Below are 14,359 nucleotides of genomic sequence, written 5' to 3'. Positions count from 1 at the left end.
GCGGCGCGCGCGCTTTCGTCGCAGCCGGTCGCGACGCCGCGCCGACAGCGCCGGTCGGGGCACGATCCGCATCCGCGGGACGGCCCGTAGCCGCTTCAGGCGCCGCTCGCCTCATGCCGGCGAGCTTGCGGCCGGCCGCCGGCGCCCCCTGGAGCACCAGTCTTCACGACCGTCGACGGGCAGCGCTGCCATGATCCGTCTGCGCAACGTGACCTTCGAAATCTCCTTGGGAAAGACCCCCGTGGTCGTGCTGGAGCAGGCCTCGAACTGGATCGAGCCCGGGCGCTACGCCCTGCTCGTCGAAAATCCGGCAACCCGCAATCCAGTCATCGATCTCCTGTGCGGCACGCGAGCGCCCCGCATCGGGCGGGTGGAACGGTCGGGACGCGCGTCCTGGCCCATTGGCCGGGTCGGATTCATCCGCGGGCACCTGACGGGCTGGGACGTCGTTGCAATGATTTGCCGCATCTACGACTTAAATTATTCCCTAGCTGAAGATCTCATATCGGACCTGATTCCGAACGTGGAAAGCCTCCGTTCTCCCGTCGGCCGCTTCACGCCAACCGAAAGAATGGAGTTTACCTATGCGCTCGCATTGTTGCCGAAATTTGATATTTATTTCTTGGAAGGGTCTTTGGGCTTTACCAACGATCAATTCGCCCAGCTTTGGCGGCTGTTGTTCGAAGATAGGGTCAAGGACCGCATGCTGGTCGTTTCGTCCTACAGTTCCGCCGTTGTCACAGGAATGTGCGACAAGGCGCTGTGCGTTGCCAGAGGGAGCCTGACGATTGATGACAGACTTGATGCCGCCCTCGGCCGATACCCGCTCCGAGCCCCAGTTCCGGGGGGGGTGGTTGCGGACGAGGAAGATCCTGTGGCTGACGACGGCGACTTTATTTAACGCTCTGCCGACCTCGGCCAGGCGGGCTTCGGATGCGGAACTGGCCTATGACTCCAGGATTCGTCGTCGACGGGCGAAGCTGAGAAAATGGCTTCTGAGCCTGCTGATCCTGTTTGCTCCGCTGGCAGTTACCGTCATCTACAAATTCGCCATCTCCGTACCGATGTACGTTTCGGAAGTTCGGTTCGGGATCCGTGGCGGAACGGCTGCACAGAATCCGAGTTCTTCTTCGTCCGGCGGCACGTCCCTGTCGTCGATCGCCTCGCAGCTCGGCGGCGCCGTCGACGGCTATGCGGTGCGAGACTTTCTCTCGTCGCGCGACGCGATGAAGGAGCTCGACCAGAAGATCGATTTCGGCGAGCGGATGAAAAACCCCGGGCCCAGCCTGCTCGACCGCCTGCTGAATCGCTCTCCGAGCGACAAGGAATATGATCTCTATCAGTCGGCTATCGACGTGCGCTTCAATCTGTTGGAGCAGACGGTCGCCATGCGGGTCTACGCCTACTCGCCGGCGGACGCGCAGACGATGGCATCAAATCTCTTGAGTATTTCCGAGACATTCCTGGATAAGATGAACGTGAGATCTCGCCGGGACTGGCTTCGCCTGATGGAAAACGAAGTCAAGCAGGCAGAAGACCAGCTCTCAGATGCACGGACGGCTTTGGCCGACTGGCAGACGAAGAACGGAAACGTCGACCCGGTCGCCAGCATACAGATGCTGAACACGATTCTGGGACAGATCGAGACGTCGATTGCCACGGCTCGCGTCAACCTCGCCCAGTTCGTCGGCCTCGGCAGCGACACGAGCCCGCGGCAACGGGCGATCCAGGGTCAGATCGCGGCTCTGATGGAGCAGGAACGATCCATCCGCGACCGGCTCGCAGGTTTGAACAATTCGCAGGCTGGGCAATTGATGCAGTTCGAAAAGCTCAAGGCGAATGCAGATTTTGCAGAGAAGAATCTTTATGCTGCTCGGTCATCCCTCGAGGACGCTCGGGTCGAGTCGGCGCGTCAACAAAAATATGTCGAGGTTTTCGCTTCGCCATCACAATCGGAATCGGTGGCATTTCCCGATACGTTCGCTCTTTTTTCCGGAGCCCTGGTGGTCGGCGCCTCATTGTTGTTCCTCGGCTCTCTGACGGTCGGACTGGCGCGAGATGCGCTTGCCCGTTAGCGTCTTGACCTGATCGAGACACGGCCCGGCACCCGGGCCGCCGAGGCGATGCATCGACCGCCAAGACTTAATGGACCAACCTCTCGATCGAACCCCGGGCGGTGCCGCCGGCGTCCTCGATCGGCGCCCCCGGCGGGAGGCCTTGGCCGCTCGCCGGAGGGGTGCCGCGACTTCGGCATGAGGCGCGACGAACGATCGCAGACCACCGTCGCTGCCCATCGACGCAGCCGCCGGCACGATGCGGGCAGCGTTGCCCGATTCCAACATCTCCGCCAATTCCTGTGGGCGACGGGCGCGCCGACTTGACAGTGGCGCCACGATAGCGTCGCAATTGCCAGCCTTAAACGCTTCGGACTGCGTCACCGCCCCGCGTTTCGGCCCCGCAGGGAACCGGTGAGACAAAGAGCGCCTGGCGCTCATAAAAATCGGTGCCGGAGACTACGAGCCATTGCCTGACACGCGCAGCACCGTGCCAAGCAGGAATGAGGATGTTGCTTCGGTCGTGATCGGCCGGGCGCGTGCCTCGTCGACGCTGGCGGACATCGGCGCTTCACAGCACCAACGATCGCTTCGGCCGAGCGGCCGACCGGTCGCGGCCGGCCCCGCCGAGCGCCCCCTGCAATATGCACGCACCCGGCGTGTGGATTATCCGAGGACGCCGCAGCCGCGCTCCGAGGCCCCACAGCCGCGAGTCCTCGCCTCGATTCCCGAGATCGACACGCCACAGAGCCGTTTTCCCTGGCGGACGACGGCGGCGATCGTCGCCCTCGGCCTTGCGGTCGCGGCCGGCCTCGCCAGCCAGGGCGACAGGCTGGCGCGCCTCGTCGCGACCGCCCCGGCTCCACGTCCGGCGCTGGCGCCCGATCCGCTCGCGGGCGGGAACGGCCGGCTCCTCGATCCCGGCTTCTCCTTCGCCGTGGCGCGGGTCGACTTCGTGGCCGGCCGCTGGCGCGATGCGCTGATGGAACCCGGGCTGCTCGGCGGCTTCGTGCGGCATTCGATGGCGCACAGCCATCCGCTCTATGCCGGCCTGCGCCCGACATCCGGCATGGCCTGGCAGGCTGCCCTCGCCGAAGTCCGGCGCGAGCCGGGCCGGACGCTCGAGCCCGGCCGGCTGATCCTCGCCAGCCTGTCCTTCCCGCCGGCGAACGAGCGCGAGAGCCCGGATTTCCCCGTGCCGGCGCCGGAGAGCGCCGACAGGGTGCCAGCCGAAGAGCCGGCGGCGCCCGACGCGGAACCCGACGATGCGACGATCGAAACCGTCGCGCCGTCCGTGCCGCTGCCGGTGGAGCGACCGGTTCTCGAGGCGCCGGCGCCAGCCATTCCCCTGCCGGCGCCGCGGCCCGTGAACGCGCCCTCGACCGTCGTCCCGGAACGCCCGCGCATGGCCGGGCCGCAGCCGCGGCACCGCATGCGGGTGGCGGCCCCGCAACCGGTGCAGCCGGTGCAGCAACCGGCCCCGCCGGTCCAGGCGGACAATCGCAGCTTCTTCGAGAGGCTGTTCGGAGGGCGGAGCTCCGCGCCGGCGGCCGGCGACGGCACCGCCGTCTACGACATCAGCGCCCGCACCGTGTACCTGCCCAATGGCGAGCGGCTGGAGGCTCATTCGGGCATGGGCACCATGCGCGACGATCCGCGCCAGGTGAACGTCAAGATGCGCGGCGCCACCCCGCCGCATACCTACGCGCTCAGCGAGCGCGAATCGCTGTTCCACGGTGTGCGAGCGCTGCGTCTCACCCCGGTCGGCGGCATCGGCGCCGTGCACGGCCGGGTCGGCCTGCTCGCGCACAGCTACATGCTCGGGCCGCGCGGCGATTCCAACGGCTGCGTCTCCTTCCGGGACTACAACAAGTTCCTGCAGGCCTATCAGCGCGGCGAGATCAAGCGCCTCGTCGTCGTCGCCAGCCAGTGATGGTGGGTCAGGTTCGGGCGGCGCCTCGGCGCACGCCCGCTTCCGCCCGCACTGCCGCGGACAGCGTCTCGACCAGGAACGCGATCTCGCCCTCGGTCGCGACCAGCGGCGGATTGATCCGGATGACGTTGTCGGCGTGAAGCACGAGGACGCCGGCCGCGAAGCAGCGCTCGGCGATCGCGCGTGCCGCCGCCGCGCCGTCGCCGGGCCCGGTGAATTCCAGGCCCCACATGTGGCCGAGCCCGCGCACGTCGCGCAGCGCCGGCACGTCCCGCAGCGCGGCGAGCTTCGACAAATGCCGCTCGGCATTGCGGGCGACCCGTTCCACCAGGCCGTCGCGCTCCATGATCGCGATGACCTCGAGCGCGACGTCGCAGCCGACCGGATGCCCCGCCATGGTGATCACCTTGCTCATGGCGTTGCCGGGCGTGCGAAAGGTCTCGTGGATGGGCTCGGAGACCGCGGCCGCCGAAAGCGGGAAATAGGCCGAGGTGATGCCCTTGCCCATGGTGACGATGTCGGGACGCACGCCCTCGGCGTGCTGGAAGGCGAACCAGCGGCCGCTGCGCCCGAAGCCGGTGATCACCTCGTCGACGATGAGCAGGATCGCATGCCGGCGGCAGAGCCCGGCCAGCATCTCCAGGAAGCCCGCGGGCGGGACGATCACCCCGCCGGCGAAGGCGACGGGCTCCACCAGAACGGCGGCGATCCGGTCCGGCCCCGCCACCGCGATCCGGGCCTCGAGCCCATCCTGCAGGGCCGCGAGGCTCCGCGCCGTGCCGTCCGCCGGGTTGCGCGCCGCGGCCACGTGCTGGACCTCGGGGCTGCGGTCGACCAGCGGCGACTGCAGGACGCCCGGGCCGCTGGCGAAGCTCGCCGAGCCGGTCGAGCCGTGATAGCCGCGGTCGAGGGCCAGGATCAGGCGCTTGCCCGGCCGGCCGTGATGCAGCCAGAAGCGTCGGGCGATCTCGATCGCCAGCTCGTTGGCGCCGCCCCCGGTCGCGGCATAGCGCAGGCGATAGCCCCCGCCCAGGAGCTGGCTCAATCGCGCGGAAAGATCCAGGACCGGCCGGCAGCGGTGCTCCGGCGAGCAATAGGCAAGCCGGCGATAGCTCCGCGCCGCAGCCTCGATCAGCGCCTCGTTGGCATAGCCGAGATTGACGCAGCTGTGCCCCGAGCCGGCATCGAAGAGCCGGCGCTGCTCGCCGTCGACGATCCAGCAGCCGGCGCCGGAGACGACATCGAGCCGGTCGTGATCGGAAATCGGGACCTCGTCGTCCCAGTCGGCGCGTCCTGCGTCCTTCATCCGGCGCGGCCTCCCACCGTCCCGACCTCCTGCCGGCATGCGCCCGCGGGATGACCGGGCGACTATAAGCCGCAATCGGCGGCGGCTCCTAGTGTTCCGACTCTAACGGTTCGTTCCGAACCGTCAGCCCGGAACCCTAGTTGGTTCAATGCTTTGTGTTGTGCTTCCAACACAATGGTCAGGGACCAAGCGTCGGAAGCACAACACTAGCGTAGGCGTCAGGGCCCGGCCCGCAGGGAGGCCCAGACGTCGTCCTGCGGGCGGTAGCCGATCAGCCGGCAGGTCGGCTCGATGTCCCAGGCCATGCCGGCATTCGCCGACATGCCGTTGAGGACGATGCCGGGATGCGGCCAGGCGGCGGCATCGGCGAGCACGGCGCGCTCGAACAGGGCGACGAAGTCGCGGTTCGACAGCCACATGTTGCGGAACCAGCGCAGCTCGCTCTCCCCGGAGCGCGACGGCGCGTGGCCGGCGGTGAGCTGCGGGTTGCCGCCGGCATTGAGGGTCTGCGGCCGGTTCTCGCCCGACTGGCACCAGCCGATGCGGATCGACACGGTGGTGAGGCCCTCCACCTGGGCCGCCGCCACGCAGGCACGCTCGCCGAAGGCCTTGGCCGCGCCATAGGCATGGCCGTCGACGAAGCCGTGGAGCGTCTCCCAGCGAGTGCCGGGCGCGACGCGCTCGACGCCGAGGCTGCCGGGTGCGAAGCCGTCGGCCTGATCCTTGAGCTTGCCCACCGTGTGGCTGGACGAGGCGAAGACGAAGCGGCGCAGGCCGGCATCGCGCGCCAGCATCAGGAGCCGCGCCGTCATGGCGAAGGACTGCGCCGCCTCCTCCCAGCTCGCATCCGGCAGCGGGTTGACCACCGCGAAGTGGACGAGCGTGTCGGCCGCGCGGATCGCCGCCGCCAGCGCGGCATTATCGGCAGAGACGAGGTCGAGCGCGACCGGGCGCACCTTCGCCATGCCGGCGAGGCGCTCGGCCAGCGCCGCGGGACGGTCGACGGCGACGATGCGCTCGCACCACGGCGCCGCCGCGAAGGCCTCGACCAGCTTGCCCCCGAGATTGCCGCCGGCGCCGGTGATCAGCACGGAATGCATGCGTCTTCCCTGAAGTCTTCGTCCCCGGGGTCCGGGGCGCGGCCGTCGGCTTCGCACGGACGCCGTGCGACGTCCAGCGATCGCCGGCGCAGCTTCTCGTGGCTTTCGCCACGATTGATTTTGCATTTCCAATGCAAAATCAATGCTGCTCAGAGTCTTGAATGTAAGCAGGTTCGGGAGAACCTGCTTAGGCCCGTCAGAGGATGCTGCGGATGATGCCGCCTTCGATGCGGTAGGCGCCGCCATTGGCGGCGGGCGAGGCGGCGACGAAGGCGATCATGCGCGCCACCTCCTCGGGCCGGACGAAGCGCTGGATCAGCGAGGTCGGCTCGTCCTCGCGGAAATAGTTGCCGATGATGCCGTCGATCGGCGCAGCCTTGGCCATGGCGAGGCCGCGGAAATAGGCCTCCACCCCCTCGGTCCAGGTCGGGCCGGGCAGCACGGCGTTGACGGTGACGGCCGTGCCCTTGGTCAGCTCGGCGAGGCCGCGGGTGAGGCCGATCATCGCGGTCTTGGTGACGGAATAATGCACCATCTGCGGCAGAGGCTTCACCCCGGCTTCCGAGGCGAGGTTGACGATTGCGCCGGTGCCGCGCGCCAGCATGTCAGGCAGGATCGCCCGGCTCATCCGCACGGCGGTGAGCACGTTGACGTTGAAAGTATGCAGCCATTCCGCATCGGTCACCTCGGCAAAGGGCTTCACCGAGAAGATCCCGACATTGTTGACCAGCACGTCGACCCCGCCGGCGCCGGCGAAGGCCAGCAGCGCCTCGGCTCCGTCCGCCGTGGCGATGTCGGCGGCGAGGCCTCGGACCGGGCCGAGCGGGCTCAGCTGCGCCAGCGCCGCGGCGACCTCGGCCTCGGTGAGGCCGTTCATCACCACCTCGGCGCCTTCGCGCAGGAAGGCTGCCGCCGTGGCGCGCCCGATGCCGGAGGCCGATCCGGTGACGAGGACGCGCTTGCCCTTCAGGTTCAGATCCATGCTGCTTCCTTGTCTTGGCCCACCGGCCCGACGCGGCCGGCGGGGTGGACGCCCTGCGGCTCAGGCCGGCATGAAGGCCGAGACGTTGTCCTTGGTGACCCGCATCACCCCGGTCGAGATCGTGTCCGGCAGCGGGTTGATGCCGGCCTTGGCGCTGTCGGCGACGATGTGGATCTTGTTCTGGTTCAGCCAGTGCAGGAGGTGCACGGCGAGGTAGCTCTCCAGCCAGCTCTTCTGCGCCACCGAGCCGTGGATGGTGCCGTCGGCGATATAGGGCAGCATGTCGGTGTTGCGGTCCATGGCGACGATCTTCACCGCGCCGACCTTGCCCTGCTCGACCACCGCCAGCGCCGCGCCCTTGCCGCTGTCGCCATCGGTGCCGCCGATGCCGACCACGTCGGGATGGGCCTGGAGCGCCTGGGCATAGGCCGTCGGCGCATAGGACGGGTCCGCCTTGTCGTTGACCACGTCGACGACCTGGATCTCGGGGAATTTCTCGGCGAGCACGTCCTTGTAGCCCTTGACCCGCTCCAGGGTCGAGGGCGCCGGGAAGGTGCCGAGCAGCACCTTGCCCTTGCCGCCGACCGCCTCGGCCAGCATCTCGCCGCCGATGCGGCCGGCCTCGTAGTTGGAGATGCCGAGAAAGGCGGCGCGCTTTGTGCCCGCGACGTCGCCAATGATGCAGGCGACCGGAATGCCCGCCTCGACCGCCCGGTCGATGCCGGGGGCGAGCGCCGCGGCGTCGCCGGGGAAGATCAGCAGCCCGGCGGGCTTCCTCGCGATCAATTCGTCGAGCTGGCGGGCCTGGCCGGCCGTGTCGAAGTCGAGCGGCCCGGTGAAGCTGGTCTTGACCCCGAGCGCGGCGGCGGCCGCCTCCAGCCCGGCGCGGTGGTCGACCCAGAACGGCACCTGGGTGACGATCGACAGGAAGACATAGTCGGCATCGCTCGCCTCGGCCGCGGCAGGGCCGGCGGCCAGGGGCAGCAGGCTGGCGCCGGCCCCCGCGGCGGCGAGCGCCGCCAGCAGGCCGCGGCGATTCCATTCGATCTTGTCGGTCATCGGGTTTCCTCCTCCTCGATTGGTGATTGGTCAGGTCTTGCGCCGGCCCAGCATGTCGACGGCCACCGCGGTCACCAGGACGAGGCCGGTGACGATCATCTGCCAGTAGATCGACACGGCCAGCATGGTCATCGCGTTGGAGATCAGCGCCACGAAGACGACGCCAAGCACGGCGCCGAAGATGGTGCCCTCGCCGCCGCGCAGGCTGGCACCGCCGATCACCGCGGCGGCGAGCACCTGCAGCTCCAGGGCGTTGCCGGCGGTCGGCGTGCCGCTCATCAGGCGCGAGGCCAGCAGCACCCCGGCCACGGCGGCCAGCAGCCCGGAGAGCGTGAAGCAGGCGACGCGCACCCGGTTGACCGGGATGCCCGACAGCGCCGCCGCCTTCTCGTTGCCGCCGATGAAGTAGACTTGGCGCAGGAAGCGCGTGCGCCGGAGCGCGACGTCGCCGGCGACGACGATGGCGAGCATGATCCAGGCCATGACGGGCAGGCCGAGGAGCTGCGTCTTGCCGAACACGCCGAAATCCGCGGGCAGGCCCGACAGGGAGAAGCCTTCCGTGAAGACCAGCGCCGCCCCGCGCGCTACCGACATGGTGCCGAGCGTCGCGATCAGCGGGTTGACGCCGAGCACGGTGACGATCAGGCCGTTGGCAAGGCCCGTGCCCGCCCCGACCAGCAGGGCGGCTGATATCGCCAGCGGCATCGGCACCTTGGCCAGCAGCAGGATCGCCACCACCGTGCTGGCGAGCGCCAGCACCGAGCCGACCGAGAGGTCGAAGGCGCCGGAGACCAGCAGGATGGTCATGCCGACCACGATGATCGCCGTCGGCACCAGCCCGACCACCACCGCCTGGACATTGGCGAGGGTGAGGAAATAGGGCGAGGCCACGCTCATCCCGGCGACGAGGGCCGCGATCATGCCGAGCAGCGCCAGCTCGCGCAGATTGCCGAGGCGCCGGACCGTCCAGGCGATCGGCGCGGGCTGGTCCGCGGTGGTGCTCATGGGGCATTCCTTCCCTTGGTTCATGCGGCCGCGGCGGCCGAGCCGGAGGCGAGCGCCATCACCGCCTCCTCGCTCGCCGTGGCGCCGTCGAGGATCCCGGCGACCCGGCCGCGGCGCAGCACCAGGATCCGGTCCGCCAGCTCGAGGATCTCCGGCAGGTCCGACGACACGACCAGCACCGCCGCGCCCGCCTTGGCATGGGCGACCAGCGCCGCGTGGATGTCGCGCTTGGCGCCGATGTCGACGCCCTTGGTCGGCTCCTCGACCACGAGCAGCGTCGGCTCGCGCCGCAGCCATTTGCCGAACAGCACCTTCTGCTGGTTGCCGCCCGAGAGCGACCCGACGGTCCGGGCCGGCCCGTCCGCCTTGACGCCGTGACGGCGGATCAGGTCCGCGCCGGCGTCCCGCACTGCCTCGGCCCGCATCAGGCCCCGGCGCGCCACGCTGTTCAGGTCGGCCGCCACGGCGTTGTCGGCGATGGAAAGGCCCAGGAACAGGCCGAGCGTCTTGCGGTCGTCGGGGACATAGCCCAGGCCCACTGCCATCGCACCCCGCAGCGTGCCGGGATGGCGCCGGCCGGCCAGGGTGATCCGGCCCGCATCCGGACGATCGAGGCCGGCGAGCAGCCGGGCGAGACTCTCGCGTCCCGATCCGTCGAGGCCGGCCACCGCGAGGATCTCGCCATGGTGGAGGCTGAGCGAGACGCCCTCGATCCGGCCGCGCCGGCCGACCGCCTCGAAGCGGGCGGCCTCCACCATGGCGCGATCCCCGCCGTGCCCCATCGCCCCGCGCGAGCGATCGGCGCGCCGCACCTCCCGCCCCACCATGGCGCGGACCAGCGTGTCGGCATCGAGCCCGGCCGCCGGCCGCGTCCACACCGTGGCCCCGTCGCGCAGCACGGTGATGCGGTCGGCGAGCGCCAGCACCTCGTCGAGATGGTGGCTGATATAGACGATGCCGACACCCTCGCCGCGCAGGGTCCGAACGGCGGCGAAGAGGGACGCCTTCTCGTCGGGCGTGAGCGCCGAGGTCGGCTCGTCCAGGATCAGCACCCGCGCCGCGCCGTCGCCGCGGCCGGCGGCGAAGAGCTGGTCCAGCGCCTTGGCCACCTCGACGAGCTGGCGCTCGCTGGCCGTGAGCCGCCCGACCGGCACGTCCGGCGGCAGGTAGGCGCCGAGCATTGTCATCGCGGCCGCCGCACGGGCGCGCTGGCCGGCCCGATCGATCAGGCCGAATCGGCCCGGGGCGCGGCTGCCGCAGATATTCTCGGCGACACCGAGGCCCTCCACGAGGCTGAGCTCCTGGAACACCGTGGCAATGCCGGCGGCCTTGGCGTCCTGCGGCCGGTGGAACGCCCGCGCCACGCCGTCGACGACGAGCTCGCCGTCATCCGGCCGGGTCACGCCGGCCAGGACATTCATCAGGGTCGACTTGCCGGCGCCGTTCTCGCCGACCAGGGCGTGCACCTCGCCCGCGGCGAGATCGAAGGAAACGCCGTCGAGGGCACGGGTCGCGCCGAAGGATTTCCGGATATCCCGGAGCGAAACGACCATGCGCATCCCACCCCTCCCAAGGCTGGCGGCTCACTGGTATTTGGTATCTGCAATATCAGATGGAAGTCAAGGCGACGGCGTGATGGATGCCTCTCCTGCCCGGGCCGGGCCGGACGCTGTCGATGCGACGGGCAGATGGTCTCGGGCGGCGGCCAGGCGCAGCCGCGCGAGCGTCAGCACCTCAAGGTGGCTTCGTTCAGGCCAGTCGCACGGTCTCGTGACCGGCGGTCGCAGCCGCCTTGACGAGCCGGGCGTCGAACGTGGCAAAGCCTTCGCAATGCTGGGCCTGACCGAGATGCAGGGCGTCGGCGAAGTCCATCCCCCGCTCGGCGAGATCGAGCGCCACCGCAACGATCGTTTCGCTCGCCACCGTCACCGTGGGCAGCCCCGCAAAGGCCTTCAGGGTGCGGGCGATATCCGCCGAACGATGGCCATAGACGCTGCGCAGCACCCATTCGGTCTCCAGAATGACCGTGACGGCGGCGAAGACAGGCTGTCCGTCGATCAGGGCACGGGCGCGGCGGGACTGGTCCGGATGATCACCGGTGAGATACCGGACGATGACGTTGGTATCAATCGCGAGCATGGCGACGCCTGGCTTCGGCCAGCACGCCGGCCTCCATCTCCTCGATGGTCTTCGGCTCGCCTGTCCATGGCAACGACGCGAAGACGTCCTCCGGTCGCGTCGCGTCGAAGGCCGGCGCCCGCCTCAACAGCACGCCCTCCGGCATCTCCTCGACCAGGAGCCGTGTCCCCGCCTCCCATTCCCGCCGCCGGCGGATGGCCTTGGGCAGGATGACCTGTCCCTTGGTCGAGACGGTCGTGACGAGCTTTTCCGCGCCGGCCATGGCCTGGCCCCCAGGTAAGACTGAAGTAAGATAGATCGGACCTGCCAATATGCAAGTGGCATCCGGCCCAGTTGGCTGGACTACCATATCAGATTTGGTACACAGCCCTGGGGCCGGCGCCCCGCGCGGCGGTGACACCGCGCCCGGACCTGCACGCTGAGGATGTCGTCATGCCGCCCATGAAGGTCGATCCCGATCCGCGCCTGCCCTACCAGCACCCGATGCCGAAGGAGACGCTGCCCGACATCGTCATTCCCCGGGCGATCCCGAGCGACGAGCGCATCTGGGTGCCGCAGGGCGAGAACGTGTGGTTCCGGCCGCTCTGCCTCAACCGCTCGCAGGGCTACTGGATGAACCTGCTCAGGGTGCGCCGCTCCGGCGTGCTCAGCCGCCACCGCCACCCGCAGGCGGTGCACGGCTTCGTGCTCAAGGGTCGCTGGTACTATCTCGAGCACGACTGGGTGGCCGAGGAAGGCGGCTATGTCTTCGAGCCGCCGGGCGAGACCCACACGCTGGTCGTTCCCGACGACGTCGAGGAGATGATCACCTATTTTCAGGTCAACGGCATCATGGTCTACGTCGACGCCTATGGCGAGCCGCTCGGCTTCGAGGACGTGTTCACCAAGATCGACATGTGCCGCGACCACTATGCCAAGGTCGGGCTGGGAGCGGACTATGTCGACCAGTTCATCCGCTGACGCCATCCCGCGTGCCGCCGACTGTCTCAGGCCCGGCCTGTTCGAGGGCCGGCAGGTGCTGGTGACGGGCGGCACGTCGGGCATCGGCGCCGCCATCGCCGAGGCCTTCCTCTCGCTCGGCGCCGCGGTGCTGGCGACCGGCGTCGGCGAGGCGGAGATCGCGGCCGCGCGCGCCGTGCCGGGACTGGCGGGAGCGGCGTTCGCCCGGCTCGACGTGCGCGACGGCGCCGCCGTGGCCGCGCTCGTCGCCGGCCTGCCGCGCCTCGACCATGTCGTCAACTGCGCCGGCGTCATCCGCCGCGGCGAAGAGCTGGAGCCCGACATCTTCGCCGAGGTGGTCGACATCAACCTCAACGGCTCGATGCGGGTCTGCGCCGCGGCGCGCCCGCGCCTGGCCGAGCGCGGCGGCACCATCGTCAACACCGCCTCCATGCTCGCCTTCTTCGGCGGCGGCCTGGTCCCCGCCTACTCCGCCTCCAAGGGCGGTATCGCCCAGCTCACCAAGTCGCTGGCCATCGCCTATGCCGGCGAGCGCATCCGGGTGAACGCCATCGCGCCGGGCTGGATCGCCACGCCCCTGACCAAGGCGCTGCGCGAGGACCCGGCGCGCGATGCTGCGATCACCGGCCGAACCGCGATGAAGCGCTGGGGCGAGCCAGCCGAGCTCGCCGGCGGGGCCCTCTTCCTGTCCTCGCCGCTGGCGAGCTTCGTCACCGGCGCCGTGCTGGTCATCGACGGCGGCTATCTCATCACCTGAGCCGTCCTCGCCCGCCATCCCAGGCTGTGGTTAGATGCTCCCCCTCGCCCGCCCCTGCCCGGCGGGCCTTCCGGCGCGAAGGGGACGGCGATGACGACACCGGTGAAGCTGATCAGGACGAAGCGTTTCGGGGACGACCGGGGTTGGTTCTCGGAGACCTACAGCGAGGCCAAGCTGACCGGGCTCGGGATCACGGATCGCTTCGTGCAGGACAACCAGTCCTTCTCCAAGTTCGCCGGAACGATCCGGGGCATCCATTTCCAGCGCCCGCCGCATGCGCAGGCCAAGCTGGTGCGCTGCGTGCGGGGGCGGATCCTGGACTATGCGGTGGACCTCAGGCGGGGCTCGCCGACCTATGGGCGGCATGTAGCGGCGGAGCTGAGCGCGGAGAATGGCGACCAGCTCTACGTGCCGGTCGGCTTCGGCCATGCCTTCGTCACGCTCGAGCCGGACGTGGAGGTGGCCTACAAGGTCTCGGACGTCTATGCGCCGGACTGCGACGGCGGCGTGCTGTGGAGCGATGCGGCGATCGGCATCGCCTGGCCGCTGCCGCCGGGCGGGCCGACCCTGTCGGCCAAGGACGCGCAGCTGCCGACGCTCGCCCAGTTCGAAAGCCCCTTCGACTATGATGGGGCTCCCCTGGAGCCGCTCTGAGGGGAAGGGCCCGAGATCGTTGTCCCAAGTTGGGGCAAGGCGAGTGGCACCGGCTTTGCTCCGGGCAGATTCCCACGAGTTTGACAGAGTTTGGCGACCGAAGCGGAGACAGACGGATGCGCGTAATGGTGACCGGCGGCGCGGGGTTCATCGGATCGGCTCTGATCCGCACCCTGATCGCCGACACGGACCACGAGGTCCTCAACTTCGACAAGCTCACCTATGCCGGGCTCTTGTCCTCGGTGGCGCCGGTGGCGGAGGATCCGCGCTACCGCTTCGTGCGCGGCGACATCTGCGACGGGGGTGACGTGGCGGCGGTGCTGGCCGAGTTCCGCCCGGATGTGATCGCCCATCTGGCGGCCGAGAGCCATGTCGACCGCTCGATCTCCGGCCCCGGCGCCTTCGTGCAC

15 protein-coding genes are annotated in these 14,359 nt (G+C 69.3%); 7 read left to right on the top strand and 8 right to left on the bottom strand.

What is annotated here, in order from left to right:
- The first annotated feature begins 190 nt into the window (after window positions 1-190).
- The 3 genes from QO011_RS14730 to QO011_RS14720 all read left to right on the top strand — a co-directional run bounded on the left by QO011_RS14730 (window position 191) and on the right by QO011_RS14720 (window position 3,987).
- A complete protein-coding gene (locus QO011_RS14730; protein ID WP_307273215.1) occupies window positions 191-901 on the top strand; it encodes a P-loop NTPase family protein in 711 nt (236 codons plus the stop codon).
- Window positions 855-2,075 (top strand): KpsE/RkpR family capsule polysaccharide export protein, encoded by a 1,221-nt coding sequence (locus tag QO011_RS14725; RefSeq protein ID WP_307273213.1) that lies wholly within the window; start codon window positions 855-857, stop codon window positions 2,073-2,075. Before QO011_RS14730 ends, QO011_RS14725 begins: the two co-directional genes overlap by 47 nt.
- Window positions 2,076-2,715: 640 nt before the next feature.
- The gene (locus tag QO011_RS14720) at window positions 2,716-3,987 is read left to right on the top strand and encodes a DUF2778 domain-containing protein (protein ID WP_307273211.1); all 1,272 of its coding nucleotides are present in this window, start codon (window positions 2,716-2,718) and stop codon (window positions 3,985-3,987) included.
- A 7-nt stretch (window positions 3,988-3,994) separates the two neighbouring features.
- Here QO011_RS14720 and QO011_RS14715 read toward each other — a convergent pair whose 3' ends face one another.
- The 8 genes from QO011_RS14715 to QO011_RS14680 form a co-directional block, all read right to left on the bottom strand.
- A complete protein-coding gene (locus tag QO011_RS14715) occupies window positions 3,995-5,293 on the bottom strand; it encodes an aminotransferase family protein (RefSeq protein ID WP_307273208.1) in 1,299 nt (432 codons plus the stop codon).
- Between the two features lie 218 nt (window positions 5,294-5,511).
- Window positions 5,512-6,393 carry an NAD-dependent epimerase/dehydratase family protein gene (locus QO011_RS14710; RefSeq protein ID WP_307273206.1) on the bottom strand — a complete coding sequence of 294 codons (882 nt, stop codon included), beginning with the start codon at window positions 6,391-6,393 and terminating at the stop codon, window positions 5,512-5,514.
- A 196-nt stretch (window positions 6,394-6,589) separates the two neighbouring features.
- Window positions 6,590-7,375, bottom strand: a complete 786-nt coding sequence (locus QO011_RS14705; protein WP_307273204.1) for an SDR family NAD(P)-dependent oxidoreductase — start codon at window positions 7,373-7,375, stop codon at window positions 6,590-6,592.
- A 60-nt stretch (window positions 7,376-7,435) separates the two neighbouring features.
- Window positions 7,436-8,434: a substrate-binding domain-containing protein gene (locus QO011_RS14700; protein WP_307273201.1), complete on the bottom strand. Its 999-nt coding sequence runs from the start codon at window positions 8,432-8,434 to the stop codon at window positions 7,436-7,438.
- A 30-nt stretch (window positions 8,435-8,464) separates the two neighbouring features.
- Window positions 8,465-9,439, bottom strand: a complete 975-nt coding sequence (locus tag QO011_RS14695; RefSeq protein WP_307273199.1) for an ABC transporter permease — start codon at window positions 9,437-9,439, stop codon at window positions 8,465-8,467.
- A 20-nt stretch (window positions 9,440-9,459) separates the two neighbouring features.
- Window positions 9,460-10,998, bottom strand: a complete 1,539-nt coding sequence (locus QO011_RS14690) for a sugar ABC transporter ATP-binding protein (RefSeq protein WP_307273197.1) — start codon at window positions 10,996-10,998, stop codon at window positions 9,460-9,462.
- A gap of 190 nt (window positions 10,999-11,188) precedes the next feature.
- Window positions 11,189-11,578, bottom strand: coding sequence for a type II toxin-antitoxin system VapC family toxin (locus QO011_RS14685; protein ID WP_307273196.1), 390 nt, complete (start codon window positions 11,576-11,578; stop codon window positions 11,189-11,191).
- The gene (locus QO011_RS14680; protein ID WP_307273194.1) at window positions 11,565-11,840 is read right to left on the bottom strand and encodes an AbrB/MazE/SpoVT family DNA-binding domain-containing protein; all 276 of its coding nucleotides are present in this window, start codon (window positions 11,838-11,840) and stop codon (window positions 11,565-11,567) included. The genes QO011_RS14685 and QO011_RS14680 overlap by 14 nt, the downstream gene beginning before the upstream one ends.
- A 170-nt stretch (window positions 11,841-12,010) precedes the next feature.
- Here QO011_RS14680 and QO011_RS14675 point away from each other — a divergent pair, with 170 nt between their 5' ends.
- The 4 genes from QO011_RS14675 to QO011_RS14660 all read left to right on the top strand — a co-directional run.
- Window positions 12,011-12,538, top strand: coding sequence for a 2,4'-dihydroxyacetophenone dioxygenase family protein (locus QO011_RS14675; protein ID WP_307273192.1), 528 nt, complete (start codon window positions 12,011-12,013; stop codon window positions 12,536-12,538).
- The gene (locus QO011_RS14670) at window positions 12,516-13,295 is read left to right on the top strand and encodes an SDR family NAD(P)-dependent oxidoreductase (RefSeq protein ID WP_307273190.1); all 780 of its coding nucleotides are present in this window, start codon (window positions 12,516-12,518) and stop codon (window positions 13,293-13,295) included. Before QO011_RS14675 ends, QO011_RS14670 begins: the two co-directional genes overlap by 23 nt.
- 90 nt (window positions 13,296-13,385) lie before the next feature.
- On the top strand, window positions 13,386-13,949 hold the full coding sequence (gene rfbC, locus QO011_RS14665) for a dTDP-4-dehydrorhamnose 3,5-epimerase (RefSeq protein ID WP_307273188.1): 564 nt from the start codon (window positions 13,386-13,388) through the stop codon (window positions 13,947-13,949).
- A gap of 116 nt (window positions 13,950-14,065) precedes the next feature.
- Window positions 14,066-14,359 (top strand): GDP-mannose 4,6-dehydratase (locus QO011_RS14660; RefSeq protein ID WP_307273186.1); only part of this gene is annotated, 294 nt, incomplete at its 3' end.

This window comes from Labrys wisconsinensis, assembly GCF_030814995.1.
GTDB lineage: Bacteria > Pseudomonadota > Alphaproteobacteria > Rhizobiales > Labraceae > Labrys > Labrys wisconsinensis.
This window is presented reverse-complemented; position numbering and strand designations above follow the sequence as displayed.

Coding starts and splice junctions, on each gene's coding strand:
- QO011_RS14730 (WP_307273215.1), top strand. CDS start 191: ATGATCCGTCTGCGCAACGTGACCTTCGAAATCTCCTTGGGAAAGACC.
- QO011_RS14715 (WP_307273208.1), bottom strand. CDS start 5,293: ATGAAGGACGCAGGACGCGCCGACTGGGACGACGAGGTCCCGATTTCC.
- QO011_RS14710 (WP_307273206.1), bottom strand. CDS start 6,393: ATGCATTCCGTGCTGATCACCGGCGCCGGCGGCAATCTCGGGGGCAAG.
- QO011_RS14705 (WP_307273204.1), bottom strand. CDS start 7,375: ATGGATCTGAACCTGAAGGGCAAGCGCGTCCTCGTCACCGGATCGGCC.
- QO011_RS14700 (WP_307273201.1), bottom strand. CDS start 8,434: ATGACCGACAAGATCGAATGGAATCGCCGCGGCCTGCTGGCGGCGCTC.
- QO011_RS14695 (WP_307273199.1), bottom strand. CDS start 9,439: ATGAGCACCACCGCGGACCAGCCCGCGCCGATCGCCTGGACGGTCCGG.
- QO011_RS14690 (WP_307273197.1), bottom strand. CDS start 10,998: ATGCGCATGGTCGTTTCGCTCCGGGATATCCGGAAATCCTTCGGCGCG.
- QO011_RS14685 (WP_307273196.1), bottom strand. CDS start 11,578: ATGCTCGCGATTGATACCAACGTCATCGTCCGGTATCTCACCGGTGAT.
- QO011_RS14680 (WP_307273194.1), bottom strand. CDS start 11,840: ATGGCCGGCGCGGAAAAGCTCGTCACGACCGTCTCGACCAAGGGACAG.
- QO011_RS14675 (WP_307273192.1), top strand. CDS start 12,011: ATGCCGCCCATGAAGGTCGATCCCGATCCGCGCCTGCCCTACCAGCAC.
- QO011_RS14670 (WP_307273190.1), top strand. CDS start 12,516: ATGTCGACCAGTTCATCCGCTGACGCCATCCCGCGTGCCGCCGACTGT.
- rfbC (WP_307273188.1), top strand. CDS start 13,386: ATGACGACACCGGTGAAGCTGATCAGGACGAAGCGTTTCGGGGACGAC.